Here is a 228-nt window from a genome sequence, read left to right on the forward strand (position 1 = left end):
ACGGTCACCCCCGTCTTCTGTGGCACCGCGTTCAAGAACAAGGGCGTCCAGCCCCTGCTCGACGCCGTCGTCCGCTACCTCCCCTCCCCCCTGGACGTCGAGGCCATCGAGGGCCACAGCGTCAAGGACGCGGAGGAGATCGTGCGGCGCAAGCCGTCCGACGACGAGCCGCTGTCGGCCCTCGCGTTCAAGATCGCGAGCGACCCGCACCTCGGCAAGCTCACCTTC

At 68.9% G+C, this 228-nt stretch carries 1 pseudogene; it reads left to right on the top strand.

Annotated elements, in window-relative coordinates:
* Nucleotides 1-228: pseudogene (fusA, locus tag IO20_RS37335) on the top strand (elongation factor G); the annotation flags it as partial.

Origin of the sequence: Streptomyces exfoliatus (assembly GCF_000725545.1) — a bacterium.
Taxonomy (GTDB): domain Bacteria; phylum Actinomycetota; class Actinomycetes; order Streptomycetales; family Streptomycetaceae; genus Streptomyces; species Streptomyces exfoliatus.